Origin of the sequence: Cognatishimia activa, from assembly GCF_026016445.1 — a bacterium.
Classification (GTDB): domain Bacteria; phylum Pseudomonadota; class Alphaproteobacteria; order Rhodobacterales; family Rhodobacteraceae; genus Cognatishimia; species Cognatishimia activa_B.
Genome location: NZ_CP096147.1, coordinates 3,088,482 through 3,106,323 on the forward strand (window position 1 = coordinate 3,088,482; position 17,842 = coordinate 3,106,323).

General features: G+C 54.3%; 16 protein-coding genes. 10 read left to right on the top strand and 6 right to left on the bottom strand.

Annotated features, from left to right (window positions below):
• Positions 1–83 precede the first annotated feature (83 nt).
• The 6 genes from M0D42_RS15445 (at position 84) to M0D42_RS15470 (ending at position 8,606) form a co-directional block, all read left to right on the top strand.
• A complete protein-coding gene (locus M0D42_RS15445; RefSeq protein WP_265019489.1) occupies positions 84–1,256 on the top strand; it encodes a thiolase family protein in 1,173 nt (390 codons plus the stop codon).
• 70 nt (positions 1,257–1,326) lie between these two features.
• On the top strand, positions 1,327–1,788 hold the full coding sequence (locus tag M0D42_RS15450) for a GAF domain-containing protein (RefSeq protein ID WP_265019490.1): 462 nt from the start codon (positions 1,327–1,329) through the stop codon (positions 1,786–1,788).
• A 142-nt stretch (positions 1,789–1,930) separates the two neighbouring features.
• The gene (locus M0D42_RS15455) at positions 1,931–2,503 is read left to right on the top strand and encodes a helix-turn-helix domain-containing protein (RefSeq protein ID WP_265019491.1); all 573 of its coding nucleotides are present in this window, start codon (positions 1,931–1,933) and stop codon (positions 2,501–2,503) included.
• 147 nt (positions 2,504–2,650) lie between these two features.
• Entirely contained in the window at positions 2,651–5,098 is a 2,448-nt protein-coding gene (locus M0D42_RS15460; protein WP_265019492.1) for a GcvT family protein, read from the top strand.
• On the top strand, positions 5,095–6,057 hold the full coding sequence (locus M0D42_RS15465) for a GlxA family transcriptional regulator (protein WP_265019493.1): 963 nt from the start codon (positions 5,095–5,097) through the stop codon (positions 6,055–6,057). Before M0D42_RS15460 ends, M0D42_RS15465 begins: the two co-directional genes overlap by 4 nt.
• A 98-nt stretch (positions 6,058–6,155) precedes the next feature.
• Positions 6,156–8,606 (top strand): GcvT family protein, encoded by a 2,451-nt coding sequence (locus M0D42_RS15470; RefSeq protein WP_265019494.1) that lies wholly within the window; start codon positions 6,156–6,158, stop codon positions 8,604–8,606.
• A gap of 3 nt (positions 8,607–8,609) precedes the next feature.
• Here the strand turns inward: M0D42_RS15470 and M0D42_RS15475 are convergent, their stop codons facing one another.
• Positions 8,610–8,930 (bottom strand): hypothetical protein, encoded by a 321-nt coding sequence (locus M0D42_RS15475; RefSeq protein ID WP_265019495.1) that lies wholly within the window; start codon positions 8,928–8,930, stop codon positions 8,610–8,612.
• A 154-nt stretch (positions 8,931–9,084) separates the two neighbouring features.
• Here M0D42_RS15475 and rarD point away from each other — a divergent pair, with 154 nt between their 5' ends.
• From rarD to M0D42_RS15490, 3 genes are all read left to right on the top strand, one after another.
• A complete protein-coding gene (gene rarD / locus M0D42_RS15480) occupies positions 9,085–9,972 on the top strand; it encodes an EamA family transporter RarD (protein ID WP_265019496.1) in 888 nt (295 codons plus the stop codon).
• A gap of 37 nt (positions 9,973–10,009) precedes the next feature.
• Entirely contained in the window at positions 10,010–10,663 is a 654-nt protein-coding gene (locus M0D42_RS15485; RefSeq protein ID WP_265019497.1) for an RluA family pseudouridine synthase, read from the top strand.
• Positions 10,664–10,751: 88 nt separating this feature from the next.
• Positions 10,752–11,402 carry a peroxiredoxin gene (locus M0D42_RS15490; protein ID WP_265019498.1) on the top strand — a complete coding sequence of 217 codons (651 nt, stop codon included), beginning with the start codon at positions 10,752–10,754 and terminating at the stop codon, positions 11,400–11,402.
• A gap of 68 nt (positions 11,403–11,470) precedes the next feature.
• Here the strand turns inward: M0D42_RS15490 and pnp are convergent, their stop codons facing one another.
• Together pnp and M0D42_RS15500 are read right to left on the bottom strand one after the other, a co-directional pair.
• A complete protein-coding gene (pnp, locus tag M0D42_RS15495) occupies positions 11,471–13,612 on the bottom strand; it encodes a polyribonucleotide nucleotidyltransferase (protein WP_265019499.1) in 2,142 nt (713 codons plus the stop codon).
• Between the two features lie 175 nt (positions 13,613–13,787).
• Complete coding sequence (locus M0D42_RS15500; protein ID WP_265019500.1) at positions 13,788–14,117, bottom strand: ArsR/SmtB family transcription factor; 330 nt, start codon at positions 14,115–14,117, stop codon at positions 13,788–13,790.
• Between the two features lie 57 nt (positions 14,118–14,174).
• Here M0D42_RS15500 and M0D42_RS15505 point away from each other — a divergent pair, with 57 nt between their 5' ends.
• Positions 14,175–15,524, top strand: a complete 1,350-nt coding sequence (locus tag M0D42_RS15505; RefSeq protein ID WP_265019501.1) for a pyridoxal phosphate-dependent decarboxylase family protein — start codon at positions 14,175–14,177, stop codon at positions 15,522–15,524.
• Position 15,525: 1 nt separating this feature from the next.
• Here the strand turns inward: M0D42_RS15505 and M0D42_RS15510 are convergent, their stop codons facing one another.
• From M0D42_RS15510 to rpsO, 3 genes are all read right to left on the bottom strand, one after another.
• Positions 15,526–16,146, bottom strand: a complete 621-nt coding sequence (locus M0D42_RS15510) for a pyridoxamine 5'-phosphate oxidase family protein (protein WP_265019502.1) — start codon at positions 16,144–16,146, stop codon at positions 15,526–15,528.
• Between the two features lie 78 nt (positions 16,147–16,224).
• Positions 16,225–17,421: a hypothetical protein gene (locus tag M0D42_RS15515; protein ID WP_265019503.1), complete on the bottom strand. Its 1,197-nt coding sequence runs from the start codon at positions 17,419–17,421 to the stop codon at positions 16,225–16,227.
• Between the two features lie 144 nt (positions 17,422–17,565).
• On the bottom strand, positions 17,566–17,835 hold the full coding sequence (rpsO, locus tag M0D42_RS15520) for a 30S ribosomal protein S15 (RefSeq protein WP_058313389.1): 270 nt from the start codon (positions 17,833–17,835) through the stop codon (positions 17,566–17,568).
• Positions 17,836–17,842: the final 7 nt, after the last annotated feature.

Below are 17,842 nucleotides of genomic sequence, written 5' to 3' on the forward strand. Positions count from 1 at the left end.
CCTCAGCCGATCTGATCGCCTAGGTGAATGGCGAAGACCATTAAACGTTGTTTGATGGTTGGTTGGAGTTGAAGGAGGATACTATGAAATCTGTTGTGATTGCTGGCGCATCGCGCACACCAATGGGCGGTTTTCAGGGCGACTTTGATGGTGTGCCTGCTGCTGAACTTGGAGGTGCTGCTATCAAAGGGGCACTTGCCGATGCTAAAGCGGAAACAGTCGATGAGGTGCTGATGGGGTGCGTGCTTCCTGCGGGTCAAGGTCAGGCTCCCGCGCGGCAAGCAGGTTTCGCTGGCGGTCTTGGGGAAGAGGTTCCAGCTACCACTCTGAACAAAATGTGCGGGTCTGGCATGAAAGCTGCCATGGTCAGCTTTGATCAGATCGCGCTGGGCCATGCAGATGTGATACTGGCAGGCGGTATGGAAAGCATGACCAATGCGCCTTATGTGCTGCCAAAGATGCGCGGCGGTGCGCGGATCGGCCATCAGCAGGTTGTCGACCACATGTTTCTTGATGGTCTGGAAGACGCCTATGACAAAGGCCGTCTAATGGGCACCTTCGCAGAGGACTGCGCGGAAAGCTTTCAGTTCACCCGTGAAGCTCAGGATGAATATGCTCTGAAGTCGCTCTCCAATGCGCTAGAAGCTCAAAAAAGCGGAGCATTTAATGGTGAGATCGCACCGGTCACCTTGAAGACCCGAAAGGGGGAGTTGGTGATTTCAGAAGACGAGCAACCTGGGAATGCGCGTCCTGACAAGATACCTCATTTGAAACCGGCCTTCCGAAAGGATGGTACGGTAACCCCTGCGAACTCGTCGTCTATCTCAGATGGCGCAGCGGCTTTGGTTCTGGCATCGGAAGACGCGGCCAAAGCGCGTGGATTGAATATCCGTGCACGGATTGTGGGCCATGCGTCCCATGCGCAGGCGCCAAATCTTTTCACCACTGCCCCGGTTCCTGCCGCTCAGAAACTGCTCGAAAACATAGGGTGGAGCAAAGAAGACGTCGATCTTTGGGAGGTCAATGAAGCCTTTGCGGTTGTGCCGATGGCGTTCATGCATGAATTGGGTCTCAGTCGAGATGTAGTCAATGTGAACGGTGGCGCCTGTGCGCTGGGTCACCCGATAGGCGCATCTGGTGCGCGCATTATGGTAACTTTGCTGAATGCGCTTGAAAAACGCGGTCTCAAACGTGGCGTAGCTGCGATCTGTATCGGCGGCGGTGAAGGCACTGCAATTGCGATTGAGCGCGCCTAACGACTGGCGATAAATTGACCCCGGAAGCAAAGGCGATATAAATCGACTTCTGGCTTCTGGGGGCATCCTAATGACTGTGAACTATTCAGACCTCGCGCAATCCGTTTCCGCTCTGACGGAGGGTGAAACTGATGTTGTCACTTTGATGGCGACTGTGGCCTGCGAAGTTCACCATTCAGACGATCGTTTTGACTGGACAGGGTTCTATCGTGTTGTAGGTCCTGAACTTTTGAAAGTTGGTCCATACCAAGGCGGTCATGGCTGCCTTGTGATCCCCTTTTCTCGCGGCGTCTGCGGGGCGGCGGCCTCAACACGAGAAATCCAATTGGTGGATGATGTTGATTCTTTCAGCGATCACATTGCCTGCTCGACATCAACAAAGTCAGAGCTGGTTTTGCCTGTCGAGAACGAGGCCGGTGAACTGCTTGGGGTATTCGATATCGACAGCGATCAACCCGGCGCTTTCACCGAAAATGATGCAAATCAGTTGAGTCTGATTCTCAAAAATACCTTCAAAAACGCCAATCGCTGAAATTGATCTGACTTCGGGTCAGCAATTTCCGTCACCAAAAATCGAGTTTACGCAAAGACTTGGCTCGGCGTGAAAAAGAGCTTTGATTTTTCACAAAACTGTCGCACGATGAAAATCTGATCGAATTTTTCATGGATACGACATGTTGCAAAGCCCGAACTCATTCGCGAAATCCCTTGGCGCTGATTTGAGAGCGCTGCGAAAGGCGCGCGGGCTCACCTTGATTGATATGGCTGAGCGACTTGGCCGATCTGTTGGCTGGCTGAGCCAAGTAGAGCGTGACAAATCCGACCCGTCCATCACGGACCTGCAAGCCATCGCGAAATGCCTCGATGTTCCGATGTCGATGTTGTTTGGCCAAAATGACATGCCCGCGGAAGAACATGGGTATGTGGTGCGCGCTGAATCCCGACGCCCAATAGGGTCAAAGGATGAGGGGCTTGTTGAAGAGCTGCTATCGCCAGATCTGACCGATGATTTTGAGATGGTGCACTCCACGTTTCAACCGCATTCGCGGCTGAAAGAACGTATTTCTCGTCCCACGCAAGAGGTGGGTTACCTGATTTCCGGTCAACTCGAAATCACCGTTGGGAAACGTACTTTCTTGATCAAGGCAGGCGACAGTTTCCGCATTCGGGGCGAAGCCTATCTTTGGGCGAACCCATTTGATGAACCCGCCGCCGCGATCTGGGTGATCGCGCCACCTGTCTACTAAATCGGGCATGCGGAGAGGGCTTCATATCGTTTCTGAACTTGTCGACGAACTAATCGCCGACAAGTTCCAAATGCAAAACTTTGTCATTGGCAAAGTCGAAACTTCGAAAACAGGGACCACGTCCCTCAGTCTAAATGAGAGAATATAATGGCTGATTTCCCAAAAACGGCACGTGTGGTCATCATCGGCGGCGGCGTCGTCGGTGTTTCCACACTTTATCACCTGGCAAAGGCTGGCTGGACTGACTGTGTGCTGATCGAAAAGAACGAGCTGACAGCTGGTTCTACATGGCACGCCGCGGGCAACACCCCGAACTTTGCGGGGTCTTGGGCGGTTATGAACATGCAGCGTTACTCGCTGGAAATGTACCGCACGCTGGCAGAGGATGTTGATTACCCTATCAACTACCACGTGACTGGCGCGATCCGTCTGGGCCACACCAAAGAGCGTATGCAGGAATTCGAGCGCGTTGCGTCCATGGGCCGTTACCAAGGTCTGCAGATGGACATGCTGGAGCCGCATCAGATCCAAGATTACTACCCGTTCATGGAAACCCATGATCTGGAAGGTGCTCTTTGGGATCCATTGGACGGTGACATCGACCCAGCTCAGCTGACGCAAGCGATGGCCAAGGGTGCACGTGATCTGGGTGCCAACATCCAGCGTTTCTGCCCGGCAACTGGCGTAAGCCAAGACGGTAACGGTTGGATTGTTCACACTGAAAAAGGTGACATCAGCTGTGATATCGTAATGAACGCAGCGGGTTACTACGCGGCACGCGTTGGCGAATGGTTCAAACCATACGGCGGTCGCGATGTGCCTTTGACAGTGATGTCTCACCAGTACTTTCTGACCGAAGAGATCCCAGAGATCAAAGAGTGGACCATCGCGAACGGTGGCGGCCACCTGCCAATGATCCGCGATGTGGACACCTCTTACTACCTGCGTCAGGACAACTACGGTCTGAACCTCGGCCCATACGAGCGTAACTGTAAAGCGCACTGGATCACCGAAGACGATCCAATGCCGCACGACTTCTCATTCCAGCTGTACCCAGACGATCTGGACCGACTGGAGTGGTATATCGAAGACGCGATGGCGCGTGTGCCTCTGCTGGGCACCCAGGGTGTTGGTCGCGTGATCAACGGCCCAATCCCTTACGCACCTGATGGTCTGCCTGTGATGGGTCCAATGCCAGGCGTTAAGAATGCCTTTGAAGCACACAGCTTCACCTTCGGTATCGCGCAAGGCGGTGGCGCAGGTAAAACCATGGCAGAGTGGATCATGCACGGCGAGACTGAGTGGGACATGTGGGCGGTTGATGGCCGTCGCTACACAGACCACGCTGACACTGACTTCAGCATTAAGAAAGCGCTGGAAACCTATGGCCACGAATATGCGATGCACTTCCCGCATCACGAATGGCCTGCGGCACGTGACAAGAAACTGTCTCCAAACCACGAGCGTCTGGTGGCTGATGGCGGCCAAATGGGTGCCTACAACGGTTGGGAACGTGCAAACTGGTTCGCAAAAGACGGCGACGATACTTCTGAAGAAGGTACAGAAACTTGGGCACGTGAAGGCTCTTGGACTGCACGTGTGAAAGAAGAAGTTGAAGCAGTGCGTGATGGCACAGGCGTCATCGATATGTGTGGCTTCTCTCGCTACACATTGAAGGGCGAAGGTGCTGCGGAATGGCTGCGTCGCACAGTTGCAGGCGCGCTGCCAAAAGTTGGCCGCATGAACCTGGTTTACTTCTCTGACACCCGTGGTCGTATCCTGACAGAGATGTCCTGTATCCGTCACGGCGATGATGACTTCACCCTGATGACAGCCGCTGTAGCGCAATGGCACGACCTTGATCTGCTGCGCAACAACCTGCCATCCGGTCTGGAGCTGACTGACGTGTCTAAAGAGTTCACCACAATGTTGGTCACTGGCCCAACATCGCGTGATGTTCTGTCCGGCCTGACCGACGCAGACCTGACCACCGGCTGGCTGAGCCTGAACTCCGGCAAAGTAGCCGGTCACGACGCTCTGCTGGCACGCGTCAGCTTTGTCGGTGAACTGGGCTGGGAAGTTCACGTTGCAACCAAGAATGCGGCAGAAGTCTACACCGCAATCCGCGATGCAGGCGCAACACCATTCGGTATGTTTGCCCTCGATTCCATGCGGATCGAAAAAGGCTACCGTACTTGGAAAGGCGATCTGTCCACCGACTACACCATGTTCGAAGGTGGTCTGGGCCGCTTTGTGCGCCTGAACAAAGAGCAGGACTTCCCCGGCAAGTCAGCACTCGCTGCTGAGGCAGAAACAGGCTCTAAGAAGGGCTTTGTTACTTTGGTTGTGGATGCACCATTTGCGGATGCACCTTACATGTCCACCGTTTGGAAAGATGGTGAAGTTGTGGGTGAAACAACATCCGGTAACTTCGGTTACCGTGTGAACAAGTCCATTGCTTTGGGTGTTGTGCGCTCTGAATTGACTGAAGCGGGTACCGAACTTGAGGTCGAAATCTATGGCGAACGCTGCAAGGCGGTTGTCCAACCAGATCAACCTCTGTGGGATCCAGAAAACGAACGTCTACGCGCATGAATGGGCAAGAGCATATCACGGTCGTGGACATCGTCGTCGCAGACGGCTTTGTCCTCACTGAACTCGCGGGCGTCGTGGACACACTACGCCTTGCGAACCGCGTGAGTGCTCTGCCTGTTTTTGAATGGAAATACCGGTCCGCCAATGGCGGTCCGGTGACCTCCAGCAGTGAGGCGATGGTTCAATCAGAACCCTTTGAAGATCGCCCTGATGCGGAGTATTTGTTTGTGATCGGTAATGCTGATCCTGATTGCCCGGCTCTGGCGCTGAAAAAGGTCGTCGACCGTTACACCAACCGCCAGGCTACTGTTTTCCTGCTTGCGGAAGCTGCCAGTCGCTACATCAAAGATGGTGGCGAGAAAATGGCTGCCCACACCACGCATTGGGAAAACACCGAACTTCTGAAAGAACGCGGAAGCCTGATCGATACCGGGCATGCGATTGCCGCACAGGATGGCGGCATCGTCACCTGCGCTGGCATGGGCACTACGTACGACGTGACGCTCGCAATGATCGGCCAGCATGTGTCCCCAGCTACGAAAATGGCCGTGGCCAATATTCTGCTGCACGACAAAATCCGTGATTTTTCAACCATGCAGCCGTTCTCTGGTGCCAAAGGCACGGTGACGGGTGACCGCGAACTCGATCAATGCATTGAAATTATGCAGGCCAATATCGAAGACCCGCTTCCGATTGGCGAACTGGTGAAAGTGCTGAACCTTTCCAACCGTTCGCTTGAACGGAAATTCCGCCTACACCTGAACACGACGCCGAACCGCTTCTATCGCGAACTCCGTTTGACCAAAGCCAACAACCTGCTTTTGAACACCACAATGTCGGTGCGTGACGTCGGTTTGGCCTGCGGATTCAGCAACGGATTTTCTGGCCTTTATAAGAGCTTTTACGGCATCACACCGGCGGTTCTCCGCAAACAAAGGCGGGGCTCGCACAATCTGTGATGAATTGGGGGAATTTCCGTCAATTCAGCCGGAAATGACACATTTTCAACACCGAACTCGTGGCAGCAACGTTTCAAGAATTCAAAGGATCACGAGTCATGAGCGATATACCAGCAAAAGCACGTGTTGTCATTGTCGGCGGCGGCGTAATTGGCTGTTCAGTAGCCTATCACTTGGCGAAAAAAGGGTGGAACGACATCGTTCTGCTAGAACGAAAACAGCTGACCTCCGGCACAACTTGGCACGCGGCTGGTCTGATTGCGCAGCTTCGCGCGACCAAAAATATGACGAAGCTCGCGAAATACTCGCAAGAGCTTTATGGCACGCTGGAAGAGGAAACCGGTGTTGCCACCGGTTTTAAGCGCAACGGATCGATCACTGTTGCTCTGACAGAAGAACGCAAAGAAGAGATCTACCGCCAGGCCGCCATGGCGCGCGCCTTTGGTGTTGAGGTCGAAGAAATCTCCAACGAGCGCGTGAAAGAGCTTTACCCTCACATCAACCTCGAAGGCATCAAAGGCGCGGTTTACCTGCCTTTGGACGGTCAAGGGGACCCAGCCAACATCGCGCTAGCATTGGCAAAGGGCGCCAAGCAAAACGGCGCGCTGGTGAAAGAGCGCACCAAAGTGACCGGCTTCATCAAAGATGGCCGCAAGGTCACTGGCGTTGAGTGGGAATCTGATGATGGGTCCGCGTCCGGTACCATCGAATGCGACATGGTCGTGAACTGTGGCGGTATGTGGGGCCGCGAAGTCGGCAAGATGGCTGGCGTGAACGTGCCCCTGCAGGCCTGTGAGCACTTCTACATCGTGACCGAAAACATCGAAGGTATGACACAGCTGCCAGTGCTGCGTGTACCGGATGAATACGCCTACTACAAAGAAGACGCAGGCAAGATGCTGCTGGGTGCCTTTGAACCAGAAGCCAAGCCTTGGGCCGTGGATGGCATCCCATCTGATTTTGAATTCGACCAGCTGCCAGAAGACTTCGATCACTTTGAGCCGATCCTTGAAATGGCTGTTGAGCGTCTACCTCTGCTGGGCGAAGCAGGTATCCATACCTTCTTCAATGGTCCAGAATCCTTCACACCGGATGATGCTTACCACCTCGGTCTCGCGCCAGAGATAGACAACTTCTGGGTTGCGGCGGGCTTTAACTCCATCGGTATCCAATCCGCAGGCGGTGCAGGCATGGCGCTGGCAGAGTGGATGGACGCAGGCGAGCGCCCGTTTGACCTCGGCGATGTAGACATCGCGCGGATGCAGCCGTTCCAGGGCAACACGAAGTATCTGGAAGAGCGCTCTCGCGAAACTCTGGGCCTCCTGTTTAAAGACCACTTCCCGTTCAAGCAGAAAGACACAGCGCGCGGTGTACGTCGTTCTCCTCTGCATCACGAATTGCTGCAAAACGGTGCGGTCATGGGTGAATTCGCGGGCTGGGAACGCGCCAACTGGATTGCAGATGCGGGCCAGAAAGCGGAATACGAATACAGCTGGAAGCGTCAGAACTTCTTTGACAACGTGGCGCGCGAGCACAAAGCAATCCGCGAAAACGTTGGCATGTATGACATGTCTTCCTTCGGTAAAATCCGTGTGGAAGGCCCTGATGCGACAGCCTTCATGAACTATGTGGGCGGCGGTCAGTACGACGTGCCGGTGGGCAAGATTGTCTACACCCAGTTCCTGAACCGCACAGGTGGTATCGAGGCTGACGTCACTGTGACCCGCATCTCTGAAACCGCTTATCTGGTGGTGACACCGGCGGCGACACGACTGGCGGACCAAACTTGGATGATGCGCAACAAGCGTGACTTCAACGTGGTGATCACCGACGTGACAGCTGGCGAAGCGGTTCTGGCGGTGATGGGTCCAAATTCTCGCAAATTGCTGGAGAAAGTGTCTCCGAACGATTTCACAAACGCCACAAACCCATTTGGTACAGCGCAAGAGATCGAACTGGGCATGGGTCTGGCACGTGTACACCGTGTGACCTATGTGGGTGAGCTGGGCTGGGAGGTCTATGTCTCCTCTGACATGGCTGGCCACGCCTTTGAAACCCTGTGGGAAGCCGGTCAGGATCTGGATCTGAAACTTTGCGGTATGCATATGATGGATACCTGCCGGATCGAAAAAGGCTATCGCCACTTCGGCCACGACATCACCTGTGAAGACCACGTGGTCGACGCTGGTCTGGGTTTTGCCGTGAAAACAGACAAGCCTGACTTCATCGGCCGCGAGGCAGTTCTGGAGCGTAAGGAAACTGGTCCTCAGAACCGTCTGCTACAGTTCAAACTGACCGATCCAGAGCCACTGCTCTACCACAACGAGCCGGTTCTGCGTGACGGCGAAGTGGTTGGTTACCTTTGCTCTGGCGCTTACGGCCACCACCTCGGTGGCGCGATCGGTCTGGGCTACGTGCCTTCTGCGGGCGAGAAAGCAGCCGACGTTCTGGCATCGACCTACGAGATCGACGTGATGGGCACACGCGTGAAGGCAGAAGCCTCACTGAAGCCAATGTACGATCCAAAATCCGAACGCGTGAAAGTGTAAGGATTAAGATCGCCGCATCGGCCCCTCGGGTCGGTAGCGGTCCATAACATCGTCTAGCAGGCGGTTGGAAATCTCTGGATTTGCCGCCTGCAGACACGGCAACAGTACAGCTTTGTTGGCTTTCTGTTTCGCCCCGCTCGGATTGTGATTGCGGTCGGGGCGTACATTGCTGAAGCATTCAATGAAAACTTCCTCAGAAATGTTCAGATCCGCGGCTATCTTATCCGTAGGGCGTTTCCCACGATCCAGTGTCTCAGAGGTTGCGACCGTGGCGAGGCTCAATCCGCCCATCAAGAATATTGCTGCAAAAGTCAAAACCCGCATGTTGCTCTCCGTTCCAATCCCTTGAGGTATTCAAAGAGTTGAACGGAGCCATCACAAATTTCCGTCGCGGGCATCACGAAATTTCATCGATTGGATAGATGACGCGTGCACAGATTGCGGATTAGGTAGAGGATGTATTTCAGTGGACATCGAAATGACCCAACAAGATCAAGACACGCCAAGCGGGCTGGTACTGGCAATTACGGCCTATGTCCTCTGGGGCTTCCTACCGCTTTACATGAAACTGCTCGCGCATGTGCCTGCAGTTGAAGTTGTGGCCCATCGAGTGATCTGGTCGATCCCTATTGCCGGAGCTGTTCTCCTGATCCTACGCCGGACCAGGGATTTGCGCGAAGCCATCCGGAACCCACGCATGCTTGCCATGGGCTGCGTGACTGCTGCGCTGATCTCGGTGAACTGGGGCATCTATGTCTATGCGATTTCCATCGATCGCGCAGCGGACGCCGCATTGGGCTACTACATCAACCCGCTCTTTTCGATGTTTTTGGCCATCGTGCTCTTGGGTGAACGACCCAGTAAAATGCAGCTCGTTTCAATCCTCATTGCGGCGGCAGCTGTGGTTGTCCTGTTTGTCGCTGCACCCGCGCCCCCTTGGATCCCGCTAGGATTGACCCTCAGTTGGGGGTTCTATGCATACTGCAAGAAGTCGCTCCCCATCGGCCCGAACCAAGGGTTTCTGCTAGAAGTTCTGATCCTGTCAGTGCCTGCTGTTGGTTATCTGATTTATCTCGGAGCATCCGGGAAAGGCGCTTTCCTCACGAATGCAAGCGACACTTGGATTTTGTTGGCCGCAGGCGTTGTCACCGCAGTGCCACTGATGATCTATGCCAATGGCGCCAAACTGATCCGCCTTTCGACAGCAGGTATCCTGCAATACATCGCACCCAGTATGATCTTCATCATCGCAGTCTTCCTGTTTGATGAAGAATTGGATCCAAGCCGCCTGATTGCATTCCCAATGATCTGGAGCGCCTTGGTGATCTATTCGATCAGCATGGTCCGTCAAATGCGCCGCGCGTGATCTTGTTCAATCGAGCAGGGGAGGCTATCCCCAGCGCATGACTGAGATCACGCCATATAATCCACCACAAGACCCGCTCGAAGTCCTTCACGAGGATGGCCACATCGTGGCTGTGAACAAACCCAGCGGCCTGTTGTCAGTGCCAGGTAAGGGGGACCATCTGGCGGATTGCCTGATGGTCCGCGTGCAGGCCGTGTTCCCAGATGCATTGCTGGTGCACCGTTTGGACCGGGATACATCAGGTGTGATTGTCTTTGCCCTGACAGCCCATGCGCAGCGCAGCCTGTCGATGCAGTTTGAAAAGCGTACAACCAAAAAGACCTATGTGGCGCGGGTTCAAGGCCAAGTCGCCGAGAAGACCGGGACGGTGGACCTTCCACTGATCGTGGATTGGCCAAACCGCCCGCTGCAGAAAGTCTGCCACGAAACCGGCAAGCCAGCCGTGACCGATTGGCGGGTGTTGAAGCAAACCGAAGACGAAACCCGCGTACGCCTGTTCCCCAGGACCGGGCGAAGCCATCAGCTGCGCGTGCATATGCTGGCTCTGGGGCATCCAATCCTTGGCGATCCGCTATATGCACCTGAAACCGTCGATGCTCATCCACGCCTGATGCTTCATTCCGAAGAATTACGCATCAATCATCCTGAGAGCGGCAAGGGTTTGAGTTTCCGCGCAAAGGCGCCGTTTTAGAAACTCCATGTGAAATCTCGATTTGACCCTTGCACCCGGCCTTCGGCAGGCACAGGTTATAGACGAAACCAACGTAGGGGAGGCCAACATGGCGCTTAGAATTAACGACGTCGTTCCAGATTTCACAGCAGAGACTGATCAGGGACAGATTTCCTTCCACGATTGGATCGGTGACGACTGGGCCATTCTGTTCTCACACCCTAAAGACTTCACACCTGTCTGCACCACGGAATTCTCGGCAGTTGCGCAGCTTTCTGATGAATGGGCTGCACGTGGTACCAAAGTCATTGGCGTGTCTGTGGATGGTGTCGAAGACCACAAGAAGTGGAAGGGCGATATTGAAACCTATGGCAACGCGGCCGCGGGATTCCCGATTATTGCTGATGAAGGCCTGAAAGTTTCGAAGCTGTTCGACATGTTGCCAGCTGAAGCCTACCTGCCTGACGGTCGTACGCCTGCTGACAGTGCGACAGTCCGTTCGGTCTTTATCATTGGGCCAGACAAGCAGCTGAAGCTCTCTATGACTTACCCAATGACCGTGGGGCGCAACTTCGCAGAAATCCTGCGCGCTCTGGACGGTCTGCAAATGTCATCCAAAGGCGTTGCGACGCCTGCGAACTGGGTGCCAGGAGAAGATGTGATCATCCCGCCAGCCGTGTCTAACGAGGACGCAAAGGCGAAGTTTGGTGAGTTTGAAACCATTTTCCCATACCTGCGCAAGACCAAAGCGCCAGAGTAACAAACCTCTCGCTGCCAACAAAAAAGCCCCGCATGTGCGGGGCTTTTCTATTTCTAGAAAGAAACGACTTAGTCTTCTTTCTTTTCTTTCTTCTCAGGAACGACTTCTTCGCCGGTTTCCTGATCAACCACTTTCATGGAGAGGCGAACTTTACCGCGATCATCAAAGCCCAGCAGTTTCACCTTCACTTCCTGACCTTCTTTCAGAACGTCAGATGGGTGGTTCAGGCGGCGGTTTTCGATCTGGGACACGTGCACCAGACCATCGCGTTTGCCAAAGAAGTTCACGAAAGCACCGAAGTCGACGATCTTCACAACTTTACCGGTGTAGATCGCGCCTTCTTCTGGCTCTGCCACGATCGCGTGGATCATGTCGTAAGCTTTCTGGATGGACTCACCGTTCGGGGAAGCGATCTTGATCACACCTTCGTCGTTGATATCGACCTTCGCGCCGGACACTTCCACGATCTCACGGATCACCTTACCGCCAGAGCCGATCACTTCACGGATCTTGTCGGTTGGGATGTTCATGGTTTCGATGCGTGGAGCGTGGACGGAGAACTCAGACGCGCCAGACAGCGCTTTGTTCATCTCACCCAGGATGTGCATCCGGCCGTCTTTCGCCTGCGCCAGTGCCTTTTCCATGATTTCAGGTGTGATGCCTGCAACCTTGATGTCCATCTGCAAAGAGGTGATGCCGTTTTCGGTACCTGCCACTTTGAAGTCCATGTCGCCAAGGTGGTCTTCGTCACCCAGGATGTCGGTCAAGATCGCGTAGGAGCCATCGTCTTCCAAGATCAGACCCATCGCAACGCCAGCCACCGCAGATTTCAGCGGTACGCCCGCGTCCATCATGGAGAGGGAGCCACCACAAACGGATGCCATAGAGGACGAACCGTTGGATTCGGTGATCTCAGACACAACGCGGATGGTGTATGGGAAGTCAGTTGCCGCTGGCAGAACCGCCTGCAGCGCGCGCCATGCCAGTTTACCGTGACCGATTTCACGACGACCTGGGGAACCAACGCGGCCAACTTCACCAACAGAGTATGGAGGGAAGTTATAGTGCAGCAGGAAGTTGCTGCGGAAGTTGCCGTGTAGCGCGTCGATGATTTGCTCATCGTCGCCAGTGCCCAGAGTGGTCACAACCAGACCTTGGGTTTCACCACGCGTAAACAGCGCAGAACCGTGGGTCCGTGGCAACAGGCCAACTTGGCTTTCGATTGCGCGAACGGTTGTTGTGTCACGACCGTCGATACGTTTGCCGCCTTTGACAACGTCACCACGCAGGATGCCCGCTTCGAGCTTCTTCATCGCGGAACCAAGGTTCGCGTCTTCCAGTTGCTCTTCGGTCAGAGCTGCTTTGATCGCTTCACGTGCTGCTGCAACGGCAGCTGTACGCTCTTGCTTGTCGGTGATCGCGAAGGCTGCGCGCATCTGCTCTTCACCGGCTGCGGAAACCGCTGCGGAGAGTTCAGAGAACTCTGGTGGTTGGAAGTCAAACGGCTCTTTGGCGCATTCTTCTGCCAGGTCGATGATCAGATCGATGACCGGCTGGATCGCTTCGTGTGCAAACTTCACCGCACCCAGCATCTCTGCTTCGGTCAGTTCGTATGCTTCGGATTCCACCATCATAACGGCATCTTTGGTACCCGCGACAACCAGATCCAGACGCTGGTCTGGGTTGTTACGCAGGTCCTGCATGTCGTCGACTTGTGGGTTCAGGATGTATTCGCCGTCTTCAAAGCCAACGCGTGCCGCACCAATTGGGCCCATGAATGGCGCGCCAGAGATTGTCAGCGCTGCGGAAGCCGCGATCATTGCCACCATGTCTGGGTCGTTGACCAGATCGTGTGACAGAACGGTACACATAACGAGAACTTCGTTTTTGAAGCCGTCAACGAACAGCGGGCGGATCGGACGGTCGATCAGACGGGCTGTCAGTGTTTCTTTTTCGGTTGGGCGCGCTTCGCGCTTGAAGAAGCCGCCTGGTACTTTACCGGCCGCGTAGTATTTTTCTTGGTAGTGCACGGTCAGTGGGAAAAAGTCCTGACCTGGTTTTGGTGCCTTTGCGAAGGTCACGTTGGCCATAACGCTTGTTTCGCCCAAAGTGGCGATCACTGTGCCATCTGCCTGACGGGCAACTTTACCCGTTTCCAGCGTGAGGGTTTCTTCCCCCCACTGCATCGATTTCTTTGTTTCTGTGAACATCATCGTATCCTAATTGGGAGCACTCCCGGCCCTCCGGGTCTCCCGTTTACATGGTGGCCCCATTGCCACCGACCTCATCTATCTTTCTTTCGCGTGCCGAGGCCTCTGCACTCGTCTCAGATAACAAGCGCCATACAGTAGAATTGGCTGAATGGGAAGGGATATAGGGGTCGCCCTATGGGGAGCGATATGAGGCCTCGGCGAAAACCTCGCCGATGGTGGAAAGGGCTGTTGCCCTGATTTTATAGAAGACCCAGTTTTTGATTTTCTTGGAACTGACCAGCCCCGCTGATTCCAAGGTACGCATGTGACTTGTCACCGTAGGCTGGCTAAGGCCCGTCTTGTCGGTGATAAAACCAACGCAGACTCCGTCATCAACCAGATCGCCGTCGCGTTGAGGGGGGAAATGCGCGGTTGGGTCCAGAAGCCATTCGATAATCTGGGCGCGATGTGGATTCGACACGGCGCGCAGCATCGGCAAGGCATCTGAGATTGTCTTTGTCATATAGGGAATTTCCTATATAGATTGTTTTCAATATAGATTCGCTATTGGGACAATGCCATGAATGAACTCGATTTGCTACAGGAAGCAGACCGTCTCGCGCGCGCCTACACAGCAAGTATTGAAGAAAGGGACGCCTTTCCAAACGAAGAAGCAATTGCGACATTATCAGACCTTGATGAGCCTCTAAGCGATTCTGGTCAGTCTGCCCTCAGCACGTTGAACGTGATGAATGCTGTTGCTGGGGAGGCCACTGCTGCTTCTAACGGGCCGCGCTACTTCGGCTTTGTGCTCGGAGCGAGCCTGCCGGTGGCCGCAGCCGCCGATCGCTTGGCATTGGCATGGGACCAATGCGCCTCAAGTTCAGACAGCGCGCCGGGCGTGCACGCACTGGAGCAACAGGCCGCTCGTTGGGTGTTGGATATACTTCAATTGCCCCAACAATCCGCAGTGGCTTTTGGAACATCCGCAACCGCTTGTGGCCTGAGCTGTATCGCAGCAGCACGGGCGGAGCTTTTGGCGCGCAAAGGGTGGAGTCTCGTTGAAAATGGCTTGAACGGCGCACCAAATATTCGTGTTGTGGTGTCCGAAGTTACCCATGTGACGGTTAAGAAATCGCTGCAAATACTGGGGTTTGGCTGGAGCAATGTTGAGAAAGCCGAAACCGATCCACAAGGGCGCATCATTCCCGAGAAACTGCCGAAGCTGGACGACCAGACGATCCTGATCCTGCAAGCGGGTGAAGTGAATACCGGTGAATTTGATCCCTTCGTTCCATTAGTCCAAATGGCGCGCGACGCTGGCGCGTGGGTGCATGTTGATGGGGCCTTTGGTCTTTGGGCGCGCAGTACACCCCAATTGGGGCATCTGACGGATGGTATTGACGGTGCTGACAGCTGGACAACAGATGGCCACAAGTGGCTAAACACGCCATATGACAGTGCCATGGCCATCTGCCGTGATCCGCAAGCTTTGGCGCGGGTAATGAATAGCGACGCAGTCTATTCCAACGCTTCGGCGGATTCGCAAAAGAACCTGACGCTTGAGTTTTCACGCAAAGCACGTGGCGTGTCTGTTTGGGCGGCTCTCAGAACTCTAGGACGCGATGGTGTTGCCAAGATGGTTGAAAAACATCACGAGCAGGCGAACCAAGTCGCAGAACGCCTTCGCGCTCTGGGCTTTGATGTCTTAAATCGGGTCGTTTTGAACCAAGTGCTTGTGCGTGGAAAGGATGATGAAGCGACAAAACGCGTTGTTCAGACTGCGCAGGCTTCAGGCCGGGTTTGGTTTGGCGCCACAGTCTGGGAGGGAAGACCGGCTTTTCGCATAAGCCTCTCGAGCTTCAGAACCGAAGAGCGCCATATTGAAGAGTTGATTGACGTGCTTGCCCAAATTGGACCGACGGGCTGATTTAGGCTTCACCCACTCCAAGCTCAGCGAGCCGGGCGCGGAGTTGTTCGTTTTCCTTTTGCAGATCGTCTAATCCGCGTGCCAGTAAGGTTTCAACAACCGGTTTGGTGAACATCTGTGGGATGTATTTTGGGCAATTCCAATCCATTGCGACGACATCAATGACCAAAAGGCGTTCCGCCGGTTTGCCCGTTGGATCGAGCTGTTTCACTAAGGCTGGATCAGCCTCTTCCAGTGACTTCAGCGTCGCGTGACCTTGCAGTTTCAATCTAGCCCTTTGCATATAGTCCATCAAAAACAGAGAGACGCGATCATCTGTCTTGAGGTGACCCATTGTGATGAACTGCCGATTTCCTTTGTAGTCGAGACAGGCAATTTGGCTGGGTCCTGTGACATTCAAAAACCCCTGTGGCCCACCGCGATGTTGCACATATGGCCAGCCGTCGGGGCTAGTGCTGGCAATGTAGAAACTCTCGCGTGACTGAATGAATGCCACATCTTGTGGCTCAAACCCGTCTTGGGTCCGATGCCGATAGCCGGCCTGATATTTGTCGTAGCTACCGTCTTTCTTTTGAAGGTCAGAAACGGCTTCTGAAAACATCATTTCAGCATAGTTTTTCATGATCGCACTCGCTTGCCTTGGGTTCCCTAATAAAATCATCGAAGGCGCCCAATGCAATGGTCTCACAGCAATGTGTAACTAAGCTCTGACCGCTCGGCCATCTGTGAGGAAAAGTAGCGCGCCGGAGAGCACTGCAATGACCGCCCCGATCCAAGCCGTCCCCTGGTAGTCGGTGATTACCCCTGCGGCAGCAAAGGTTGCCGACGCGATTAAAATGCCGCCGAAATGCGTGACTGCGACAAGCGATGATCCCGCTCCGGGGCGATCTGTGACCAAATCTTGCACATATCCAACTGTCACTGAAAGCAAGATGCCCGCGCCGAACCCGGCAGGAAGAATAAGCCACCAAGCCGCGGACATTCCGGTCTGCAGTGGCAACATGAACAGAAAACTTGCGTAGATCACACAGCCGAAGAGCAAAACCGCGCTGCGTGTGAAGTGTTTCAAGATCAAAGCAATTCCAATCATCACAGGGGCCTCGACCAAAGCAACACCTCCGGCAAACCAGCCAACATCGGCTTCAGTTCCATTGATATTATTGAGGATCAAAAGCCCAAGCAGAATGTTGTTTAAACCGTTTACGCCGATGATGAATGCGGTCAGCGTCACTCGGATCAAAATCGATTGCCGCGTCAACTCACGCAGGGCTTCAAAGAAGCTGATGCCAGACTTTTCTTCCAAGGATGACTGATCCCTGGGCCAAAGGCGAACCACCAATAGAAGGACAATTGAATTGATCACCATTGCGACACCATACACGGCGATAAGCTCCATCCCTGCAGACACAGCCACGGCGAGCAGGGGCGGTGTCAGCCCAAAGGCACCCGCAAACGAAGCGCGCACCATGGAGAGGCTGACATCTTTGTTTAGCCTTTCATTATTTTTAGCCGCGAGACTGGCCATCGCGAAATATTGCGTGAACGTGGTCGAGGAAATTGGAAAGAGCACCATATGGGCCAGCATGAACGTGGCCTTTGCGGGCAAGAAAAAGACACTGGCGGCGGCGAAGACGCCAACGACATTGCAAATGGCAAGGATGTCTCTGTAGCGCCCGGTTTGGTCGGTGTATATCCCTACAGCGACCGAGGCTGAAACGCTGATCAATGCCCCGATGCTGGTAATCAGCGCATAGGTGCCTTTGGAATATCCAAGGTATTCAATCCCAATCACGGATTGAAACGGGACGATCGAAGCAACCGCGATCCCCATGAGGGTGATACACATGAAAGACAGCCGCAGAAGCGGGTCGCGCAGAGATTCTGTAATCGTTTTCATCGCGTTCCAACCCTAGGGCGCGCGGCGCTTTTTGACCACCGAGGAATGACCGGTCGACGCATCTGTTTATTGAAAAGGCAGATACACAACAAAAAACACCCGCTCGATTGAGCGGGTGTTTCTTTGTGTCGGAATGTGAATTCCTTAGCGACGCAGGCCCAGACGCTTGATCAGGTCAGCGTAACGCGCTTCGTCTTTGCCCTTCAGGTAGTCCAGCAGCTTACGGCGCTGAGCAACCATTTTCAGAAGACCACGGCGGCCGTGGTTGTCTTTTTTGTGGGTTTTGAAGTGCTCTGTCAGGGTCGCAATGCGGGAAGACAGGATCGCAACTTGAACCTCAGGGGAACCAGTGTCGCCCTCCTTGGTTGCGAATTCTTTCATCACGCGGTTTTTTTCTTCAACAGTAATCGACATCGGGGTC